The organism is Neochlamydia sp. TUME1, from assembly GCF_000813645.1.
Lineage (GTDB): Bacteria > Chlamydiota > Chlamydiia > Chlamydiales > Parachlamydiaceae > Neochlamydia.
This window is the reverse complement of sequence record NZ_JRXI01000217.1, coordinates 1-10,124: the sequence shown is the minus strand read 5'-3', so window position 1 is coordinate 10,124 and position 10,124 is coordinate 1. Positions and strand designations below refer to the sequence as shown.

Annotated in this window: 8 protein-coding genes; 5 read left to right on the top strand and 3 right to left on the bottom strand. The window is 37.2% G+C overall.

What is annotated here, in order from left to right; translation table 11 throughout:
- On the top strand, positions 1-247 hold a 247-nt coding region (locus DB41_RS12385), incomplete at its 5' end, for a hypothetical protein (protein ID WP_039386868.1).
- Between the two features lie 706 nt (positions 248-953).
- On the opposite strand, the gene DB41_RS09955 is transcribed toward DB41_RS12385, so the two are convergent.
- Both DB41_RS09955 and DB41_RS11485 read right to left on the bottom strand, forming a co-directional pair.
- Positions 954-1,844 carry an SEL1-like repeat protein gene (locus tag DB41_RS09955; RefSeq protein WP_039386865.1) on the bottom strand — a complete coding sequence of 297 codons (891 nt, stop codon included), beginning with the start codon at positions 1,842-1,844 and terminating at the stop codon, positions 954-956.
- A 359-nt stretch (positions 1,845-2,203) separates the two neighbouring features.
- Positions 2,204-2,590: a transposase gene (locus DB41_RS11485; protein ID WP_162180953.1), complete on the bottom strand. Its 387-nt coding sequence runs from the start codon at positions 2,588-2,590 to the stop codon at positions 2,204-2,206.
- A 204-nt stretch (positions 2,591-2,794) separates the two neighbouring features.
- Here DB41_RS11485 and DB41_RS09945 point away from each other — a divergent pair, with 204 nt between their 5' ends.
- The 3 genes from DB41_RS09945 to DB41_RS09935 all read left to right on the top strand — a co-directional run bounded on the left by DB41_RS09945 (position 2,795) and on the right by DB41_RS09935 (position 7,356).
- Positions 2,795-4,420 carry an IS1634 family transposase gene (locus DB41_RS09945; protein WP_039386859.1) on the top strand — a complete coding sequence of 542 codons (1,626 nt, stop codon included), beginning with the start codon at positions 2,795-2,797 and terminating at the stop codon, positions 4,418-4,420.
- 34 nt (positions 4,421-4,454) lie between these two features.
- A complete protein-coding gene (locus tag DB41_RS09940; protein WP_039386857.1) occupies positions 4,455-5,126 on the top strand; it encodes a hypothetical protein in 672 nt (223 codons plus the stop codon).
- Positions 5,127-5,529: 403 nt separating this feature from the next.
- Positions 5,530-7,356, top strand: coding sequence for an SWIM zinc finger domain-containing protein (locus DB41_RS09935; protein WP_039386854.1), 1,827 nt, complete (start codon positions 5,530-5,532; stop codon positions 7,354-7,356).
- Positions 7,357-7,549: 193 nt separating this feature from the next.
- Here the strand turns inward: DB41_RS09935 and DB41_RS09930 are convergent, their stop codons facing one another.
- A complete protein-coding gene (locus DB41_RS09930; RefSeq protein WP_039386851.1) occupies positions 7,550-9,016 on the bottom strand; it encodes a DUF4116 domain-containing protein in 1,467 nt (488 codons plus the stop codon).
- Between the two features lie 375 nt (positions 9,017-9,391).
- Here DB41_RS09930 and DB41_RS09920 point away from each other — a divergent pair, with 375 nt between their 5' ends.
- Entirely contained in the window at positions 9,392-9,985 is a 594-nt protein-coding gene (locus DB41_RS09920) for a hypothetical protein (protein WP_039386847.1), read from the top strand.
- Positions 9,986-10,124 lie beyond the last annotated feature (139 nt).

The following is a 10,124-nucleotide window of genomic DNA, read 5'->3' as shown; positions in this document are numbered from 1 at the left end:
CCAAATTGTAAAAGAAATTGTTGAAAATGAAAATTTAAAACAACTCTTCCGAAATTTCGAAAAGACGCTAGATGAAATCTTTGTTTTAAGGCCTTCTCGTAAACATTTAAATGCAGTACAAGAAAATGTAACTTTTGAGTCATCCCAGAAAAGTTGCCTAGCTATCAAGAATAAAAAAGTATATCATCGAGTATGCAGTTTAAGAGAAATAAAGAAAAAAATTTTGGTAGCTAGGGTGGATCACTAACCATGACGGATGACACAGCTGCCAAATTAGCGATTAAGGAAAAGCGTTAGATTCTGCCATCCAAATGCAGCAAGAGGCTGTACAACAATCCGATCAGCTCGCTCAGACATTAATGAAAATGCCAGACCAAGAAGCAAGTATCTTCTATTGGAGTGCCTAATTTTACTATGAATTATAGACTCCAAAAAGGATTCTGCAATTCATTTGGTTCTTTATACTTCCTTCAAAATGAAAATTTTGGAGATACTGCTTTTTTAGAATTGAGATGAAATGCGAAACATCATTTTCGAATGGCAAGCGATACATTTAAACCATCCAAAACAACGATTGCGTATATATTTGACAGCTTCTTTACCCCGAGCAAAAAAGATAAACAAAACAAATGATTTCCCAGTCACAGCAGTGATCCCTCAATCCAGCTATAACGGCTTTCCATAGAAATTTTTGTCAAAGGGTGAACTAAGGAAATATTAACCCCTTCTCCAAACGATAAAACGGGAGTGCAAAATATAGGTCGGAAAGCTGCTCTTCTTTCTAGATGCACGCTATCCAAGCACTCGAAGATAAAGCATGCTAAAGATTAATTGACTCTCTACGACTCTCAAAAAACAGGTATTTTTACCGAATAAACGATGCTTTTAGATGAGCTAAAAACTGGTTAAAATTCCATCAACTTGGCGAATCGCCAAGTTGATGCCAAAATTTATCAACCGCGGATGGTTCCTTCCCCAGAATAAGAAATAGAAGGCAAAGAATAGGACTTTTTAAGAAGAGAATCAGGGTTAAGTTGTTGAACGACCTTAGCCAGCTGAGATTTCCATTTATTAATCGCTTCTTGATACTGTTCCTCTCCTTTTTGCTCATAAAATTTTATCAAATAATCAATTGCTACAGAATCGTGATTTTGAGCAGCTTTTTGATATAAAAGATGGGCTATTTCTATCTGTCCTTTTTCTTCAAACTTCTGAGCAACATGGCGTAAGATGTCTACATCGTCTAAATAGCTTGCAGCTTTTAAATACCATTGAAGCGCGGTTTCTTCATCTTTGGGAACACCTTCGCCTCTTTCGAGACAATGCCCCACCATAAATAACGCTGGAGGATAGTTTCCTTCTAACCCCGCTTTTTGATAGCAATTAAAAGCTTGAGCAAAATTTTGTTCCGTTCCCTTTCCCTGATAAAAGCAATGACCTAAGTCAAATTGATATTCAGCTCTTTTCGAGGGATTTAAAGAAGAATCACTAGCAAAAATATAAGCCTTACAAGCTATTTCTTTTAGATCTTCTTGGCGGCCTACATAATTAGGATAATATAGCTGTGTTTGATTAGTGCCACAATATTGGTTAACGCAATAATAATAGATCTTAGCCATTTTTTCGGCGGTTTCAGGATTGTATTTCGCTTCGGCTCCTAATTCTAGTTGTATTTTTGCAAATGTGCAACCATCATATAAAGATACCTGATTTTTTGCATCTTCTACTACTGCGATAATATAATTTAGATTTTTGCTAAAATTGTTTTCAATTAGCTGATTAAACGATTTTTGGGTAAATTTATCTACTTTGCTTAAATAATTATCAAAAATATTACTAATCATTATAAACCCTCCTTTTTAATTTACATTTTTTTATTTAGTAATATGTTCAATTTATCATCCACTCTATTAATGTCACAAAGGAAAAAATTTATGCAAGGCGCAGGATCAACTCCCCCCTCTCCACCTCTTGAAAATATGCCAGTTGTTTCTGCCTTTAAAACACGTACAACTGAAACCTCTCAAACAGAAGAACAGCAACCTCAGAGAGAGGAAGGACAATCCACCTCTTTGCCTCCTTCTGCTTCTCAATTAGAACGCATCCAACAGGCGAATTTGAATCAATCTGCCCAACAAAGCCGCTTATTAAGCCTAGCTAAAAAGCGTAAAAGTGAAACATCTCAAATAGAGGAACAGCAATCTCAAAGAGAAGAAGGGCAATCTGCTTCTTCTGCTTCTCGCGTGCTTCCACTACAACAGGATCCATCGAACGAGCTAATATTTCTTTGGTGTTTTTTTATTACTATGGGTTCAAAATCTGCTTTACGATCTCTAGGTACTTGTAAACTAATAGCACCATAATTGCTTTTAACTGTTTTCTTGGCATGGCCATTGCGGCTATTGCCTGATAGGTGTCCTTTGGATGAATGCTTTTCATAACCCAGGTGCTCATCCATTTCTTTTTGAAGCATTTGCTCCAACATGTTGCCAATTAGGCGCTGAACGAGGCCATTTTTCCCTGTCAGATCGTCAACAGTTTTACATTTAGCAAGCTCAGATTGTAGATCAAATTTTTCAGGAATTGACATATTGTCTGTCTCCATTTGTATAAATGATTAGCAGCTGCAAACTCCGCTTCGCTTCGTTCGCAGCTTGGTTTGCTTTTGAAAGTATAATAAAAGTCTACTTTCCTTATTATCTTACATTCCTCAGCAAAAAAAATAATTAGGAATTTTGAAGGTTAATCGAGTAAGATGTTTTCTTTAAGGGATTAAACTAAACGACTAAAAGTTATGCAGATAGATACGCAAAACGTCGATCATTTAGGATTGGTAGCTGGAATGTGTGAGGAGATAGGGTTAGTTGACCTTATTGACCAAGCAGTAGGTAACCAGGCGAAGAATAAGCATTTAACCTATGGGCAAGCGGTTAAATGCATGATCTTGAATGGATTGGGATTTGTAAGCCGGACGCTTTACATGTATTCTGAGTACTTTGAAGACAAGCCCATCGATCATTTGCTAGGTACGCCAGTCATTCCCGAGCAGATTGATGATAATGTTTTAGGCAGAGCGCTGGATAAGTTATTTGAATTGGGAGTGACCGAGCTTTTTACTAAAATAGCTCTGCATACGATCAAAGTGCTTGGTATCCAAGTAAAAAGTTTACATTTGGATGCCACAAGCTTTCACGTAGATGGAAACTATGAGAGCCTATTAGAACAAGGAGAAGCATGCATTCGCCTAGTGCAAGGCTACAGTAGAGACCATAGGCCTGATTTAAATCAAGCCGTCTTGCAGCTTATCACCTCCAATGAAGGCAATATTCCTTTATACATGCAAGCGGCTGATGGCAATAGCAGTGATAAGGCCGCCTTTACGCAAATTGTTGGCGAACATCTTAAAAGCTTTCGGCAAGCGGTAGAGAATCGTTATATAGTAGGAGACAGTGCTCTTTATACGCCAGCTACCTTACAAGTTCTTAAAGAAGAACAAAGCTTATTTGTCACGCGTGTGCCCATGCAAATCAAAGAGGCTAAAGAGCTCATATTTGAAGTGCCTTACGACAAGACGGTAGAAATAACAGAAGGCTATCGAGCTTTTGAAAGTACCTCTTGCTATGCCGGTGTTGAACAAAGATGGGTAGTTATCTTTAGCCAAGCGGCCTATCAAAGAGAATGCCGCACTTTAGCCAAGCATTATCTTAAGGGCAGTGAGAAAGAATCCAAAGCTTTCTTTAAGTTTATAAAGCAAGAGTTTTCATGCCCCAATGATGCTAAGCGCCAATTAGATAAGTTTGCAAAAAAGCTTAAATATATACAAATTATAGAACCTCAAGTTATAGCAACTCAAAAACATACTACATCTGGTCGACCAAAAGCTGGGCAAGCACCTTCTATACTTAGCTATCACCTAGAAGGTACAGTAGCCTGCTCGTTGCTTAACAAAGCAGATTTAGAGAGGAGCAAAGGGTTTTTCATCTTAGCGACTAATGACATGGACGTAACTTCTTTTCCTGCTCAAGAGTTATTGAAAACATATAAGGCACAGCAAAGTGTAGAAAGAGGATTTAGGTTTTTGAAAAGCCCTGACTTCCTAGTCTCTTCTTTCTTTCTAAAAAAGCCAGAAAGAATTGAAGCCCTTTTAATGGTAATGACTCTATGCCTTTTAGTCTATTCTGCGCTTGAATATAAAATTAGAGAAAAATTGCGAGAAAATGGTGAGAACTTCTTAAATCAGCTTAAGAAACCTACGCAAAAGCCAACCACACGCTGGGTGTTTTTCTGTTTCCTAGGCCTCCATATGGTCTTTATTGACCGTAAAAAATTGCAAATTACCAATCTGAAAGAACGTCATAGAATTATTCTTAGATGCTTAGGGCCTCCTTACCAAAAATTCTATTATTCTGAAATGTGGTGAGAAATCACGGTTATTATTTATTTACACAGATTTTTTGACAGACCCAAACATTGTTGAAAGAGATGCTACTAGCATTAAAGCACTCCATTATTTTTTTTCAAAAAATTGCAAAGTTGAAAAAGAGTGCGAAGGCGCTCATATTTCCATTATTCCTCGTTTTACTGTGATCTCTTCTGAAAATCGGATGCAATATGAATATAAAGATAACAAGCTTTATCAGCGCCTTAATACAGTCGATTATGTGAAAGCAGTGATTAATAGAATTGATGACGAAATAGAAAAGGACGGGAGGCTTTTTGCAATCCAGCTATTAAACAAGATTATAAAAGGAAAAGAAAACATAAGTTCAGCAGTCGTGGAATTCAGAAGATATATTGGAAAAGTCTTAGAAAGGATTAACCAAGGTATTTTTCGTACTAGCAATTATAAAGGACGACAACAAGAAGAAGCTAGAGGAATAGCAGGGAGCCTTTTCGGACAATATACAACTTCTATCACGACAACGGCTACTAGCTCTACTCCATCTGACGCTACTTCTACATCGTCTCCAAGTTTATCGGAAGCCGAGTTGCCTCCAACGCCTCAAATTCGAGATGTGAGAGGAGAAGAAGCCTTGCCAGAAAAAGAAAAAAAACAAGCGAAGAGGAAGAAAAGAAGAAATAAATACAAAGAAACTTTGATGGCTTTTAAAATAACGCCTGCTTAATATAAAAACACCTCAAGCATATATTAAAAGCCTTAATTCTTGTTTTTATTTGTCGGAAAAGAATAGCCTAGATTTATTGGGATTTAGGCAATAATTGGCTAAACCTGCCATCAAGTTGCGGAGAAAATTTCAGCGGCTTCGATGGTCCAAAAAAGCAAAGACACTTTTACTCAGAGAAGAAGAAATGATACACGCTGAAGAACCAAAAGGTTCCTTAGAATGAGCTTCCTAATCAGTGGCCAGAAGATATTCCTTTTCTGCCTGAAAATATGATGAGCGACAAGAAAAGCCAAAAGATTATTGATGAACGCCTAGAGGATTGTTCAATTTTTTTTAAAATTGGATTTAACACAGCGAGAACTTAAAGAAGATACTCATCCATTATTTTTGCTTAGGCCGATAAATGCTTGGAATAAAAGGCTTTAAAACAGTAGAATATGCACTTAATTTGATTGAAATTTTGATAACACAGTCAAAAATTATGATAAAAAATCCTTTTTATTTTAATGAAGCTATGATTAAAGAATGGTGTTTTCCAAACACCTTCCTTAAGGGTGAAAATTACATTGAAAAAGTTACTTTTTTAACAATAGTCGCGGATACTTTATATGCTACAGTTCAAGGTAGCTTACCCGAGCCTTACCAAGTAAAAGTTTCTCTAAAAAATCAACAATGGCAAAATGGCTACTGTTCCTGCCCTTCTGATTTCTATCCTTGCAAACACCTTGTAGCTGTCTTACTTAAAATTGCTCGTCAAGGTATTGAATCCTTCGGCCCGCCTTTAGAAGAAATACTAAGAACCTTAGATCTGAGCACGCTTAGATCTTTATTGTTAAGGTTGATCGAGCAGCATCCTTATCTGGTGAAGGACATTCAAATTTTCCTTATCCGCCCTGTAGCAACCGGAGAACCAACATCTCTTCTGGATACTCAAGCCATTGCTAGGGAAATGGAAGATCTTCTTTATCAGGATTATGATTTTTGGGACGATGAAGGAGAGGGTTTAAGTGAGATAGCTTTAAGAATTGAAGAACTAATGAGACAAGTTATTCCTTTCTTAGAAGCTGAAGATGGAGTTAATGCTTTTGCTATTCTAAAGGCGATCACCAAGCCGTTAATAGAAAGAAATGAAACCTTTATCGACTTTGGCGGAGATGATCTTTACGAAGAGATTTTAGATGCTTTAGCGTCGCTTTGGATGGAAGCCATTCTTATCAGTCATTTTTCTTCGAAAGAAAAAACAGTCTGGACTGAACTTTTTTATGATTGGAATGAAGAATCGGATGGCGCTTTTAATGCTACTCTTGAATTGATGAAGGCTGGCTGGGACTATCCCCTACTGAAAGCAGCGCTTACTAATCAGACAGATTTTGCTACTGAGCTAGACGAAGAGGTCAGCAAAAAAATTGCGAGGGTTGCTTTTCGTGTTTTAAAACGACAAAAAAAGCTTGATACCTGTCTACTTTTAGCTCATCTAGCTGGCATGGATGAAGAATATGCAAAATTGCTCATTGAGCTCAAAAGATATATCGAAGCAGAAAGATTCATTAACAGCCATATTCGAGACCCTAATACACTTTTAAAGCTCTCCCAACAGTTTTATGAATGTAAAGAGCTCCAATTGGCTTTAAAAACAGCTCTTTGCTATAAAAGTTCCCGTGAAGAAGGTTGGCTAGCAAGAGATTTATTAAGGTGGACAAGAGATCTAGCTTTTGAAGCAGGTCAAATCCAGATAGGTATAAAAGCTGGAGTAGATTTGCTTACTATGGCCTCTTCTTTGGAAGACTATAAAGCTTTACAAAAGGGGGCCCAAAGCCAATGGGATATCATCAAACCAGGCATTTTAAAATTTGTTCAAATTGACAGGGCCTACAATCATGAGGAGCCAATTAAAATTCTTTTATATGAGAAAATGATTGATGAAGCTATTAAGATCGCAGAAAAATTTAGAACGATGCCGGAGTTTCTTATTGAGGAAGCTTTAACCCAGCGGCCTGAATGGGCTTTAGAAAACTGTCAAAAACTTGCCACAGAGGCCATTCAGCACGGGGCATCTTATTACGACCGAGCAGCAGGATGGTTGGATAAAGCTTATCTTGCTGCTACACAAGCACAATCTATAGCTCAATGGACCAAAAATATCCGGCAGCTTCTTAAGGAACATCAACGTAAACGCAATTTGGTTCCCAAGCTAAAAGAACTCCTTACCAAACATAACATTGATTTATAAACTCCACACATTAGGGGAGAGAATCTCTTAAACAAGTATAGACGCAAAAGACTTAAGCTCTATTCTTAAGGCACGCTTAACGAGATTTAAGTAAGCCATATCTATTTTTTTAAGTAGATAATAGTTTTGGGAAAGAAACTGCCTCTCTTAGATTGCTATCTATTACATATTATAGCAATGGTAAATAAAATCTTCATGCAATTTTCCTGCCTTCTTCACCCTTTAGGGCTTCTTTATTTTGAAGCATAGCTGTTATCCCAACCTCCATATCACTTCTAAGGTACGGGCTAACATGATTAAACACCAAGCCATTTTGCTTAACGGCAGCAACTACGACCTCCTTATCCTCCTGGAGCTCTTCACTTGCAAACTTAAGGGCAAAACCATTCTGACTAACAGCGGCAAGTACGACCTCCTTGTCGTTCTGGAGCTCTATGCTGGCATATTGTAGGGCCAAGCCATTTTGACTAATAGCAGCAAGTACGACCTCCTTGTCGTTCTGGAGCTCTATGCTGGCATATTGTAGGGCCAAGCCATTCTGACTAACAGCCGCAAGTACCACCTCCTTATCGTTCCGGAGCTTTATGCTAGCGCACTGGAGAACTAAGCCATTTTGGCTAACAGCGGCAATTCCTAATTCTTTATCATCTTCAAGCTTTGTTCCTGTATAGAGAAGCAGATACCCATTTTGTCTAACGGCAGCAAGCATGACATCTTTATCTTCTTTAAGCTCCTTGGTAATATCATGAATGGCCCAGCTGTTTTGCTGAACGAGCGCAAGCACAAAGTCTTTATCTTTTCTAAGCGCTTCACTGCTATGCTTTAGCATAGAGTAGCTTTTCTGAGAAGCGTTAAATATGAAGTCTTTATCATTTTTAAGCTCTTCGCTAGCATACTGGAAGGCCTCTCCGCTTTTTTCCACCGCTGTAAGCACTAAATCTTTATCATTCTGCAGCTGAGGGCTAGCGAATTTGAGCGCCCAAGGATTGCACTGAACAGCAGCAAGCATGGCTTGCTTATTATTTTTAAACTCTTGGCTGGCATCCTTAAGCGCCCAAAGATCCTGCTTGAGGGCAGCCAGTACTACCTCGGTATCACTCTTAAGTTTTTCACTAGCATGCTCGAGCACCAAGCCATTTTGCTGGACGGCGGCAAGTATAAAATCTTTATCATCCTTAAGTTTTTTGCTAGCAAATCTTAATGACCGAGGATCTTGTAGAGTAGCTGCCCACACGACTTCTGGATCGTTTTTAAGTGTTTTGCTGACAAATTGAAGTACGTAAGGATTTTTATTAACTGCGGTTAATATAAAGTCTTTATCGTTCTTTAACCTTTCACTGGCAAACTTAAGGACCAAGCTGTTTTTTTGGAGAGCTTTTAGCAAGAAGTCTTTACTTTTTAATATCCGCTGAGCCAGGTCGCAAATTCCTATGATTACATTTCCTAATCCTGGAATCAACAAGAGCAGAGCGCGCTTAAAACTTTTTTGATCTAGATAAGAGTAATAATCGCTTTTCAATATTTTCTCTTCGTTGATAAAAGGTAAGATGATACATTTTTGAAAGATAACCAAGAGATTTGTGACCGTGCTAAGAATAGGTAGATAATCAGCTATCTTATTTATTGAAACGTATGCACGAGGTAATTGGCTTATTTTCATAATAATATGCCTTTATTTTTATTTAGCTTAAATTTCTACTTTATTTGTTAATTCATTTAAAACCAATAGAAAAGCCCTCATTTAGCCCCTTAACAGAAATTGTTCTTCTTATTGAGAATAATTTCTCATAAAGCGCTAAAAGCTGCGATAAAAAGCCTTTGTGAACCCTTAGTAAGTTCCTTGTTGCTGGAAACCCCTTGCGATTATATAAAATTAAATTCCAAAAGTAGATATAAAGAGCTAAGAAACCAGCAAAATTTATTTCATCACCTAATAGTTGAAAAAAGAGCTTTTCTTAACAAACAAGATTTTGATATTGTTAATGAAATTATAAGAATAATGTTTAGACCTTTGGAATAAAGATGAGCATATTGCATGGGTATTAAAAAAATTTTAGAGAGTGTATCTTCATTTGCCGAATTAAAACCCCTAGCCTGTAAGGCGAAAGTCCATGTTTCTTTTTGGGGAACTCGCTATATCACTGTTTTAGGTTACGAGGGTACCTTGCCTATAGATGCATTAGCAGGTAAAGTTTTGGAGTTAGTGAAAAAAAATCCTCATTTTGATGAAACAGAAAGAGAATATGGTAAAGCTATTGTTTATCCTATTGATATGCTTTATAGAAATAGTGATAAAAAGGCAAAGATCCGTAATTGCTTTACAAGATTACTTCTTTTCTTAAGATTACTTCCTATCAAGATAAAACCTCGACGCACTGATATACCATGGCGTTGGCGCGAGTGCGATAGCCCCTGGGAAACTTTTGATTATACGGATGGATATTATAAAGTATTTTACTACTATACTCAAAAGCAATATGAAATAGCCTATCGAGAGCCGCTTGGATGGAGCGAGGGCCCTAAAGAATTAAATGGATTGGATGATGATTATTGGTCGGGAAAAGGGTATAAATATTCTTGGCCCGAAAGTTTAGGGATAGGATTAGAGAAAATAAATGATTCTTTTTAATATATTTAAAATAAAGCTAAACTTTTTGGTTCTTCGGAGGTTTGGGTGGTAAAACTTTATTTTAAGAAAAAGAATCTATTATATTTATTCTAAAATTTTCGAAATTTATAAAACCATGTGCTTATCCCGATAATCTGCT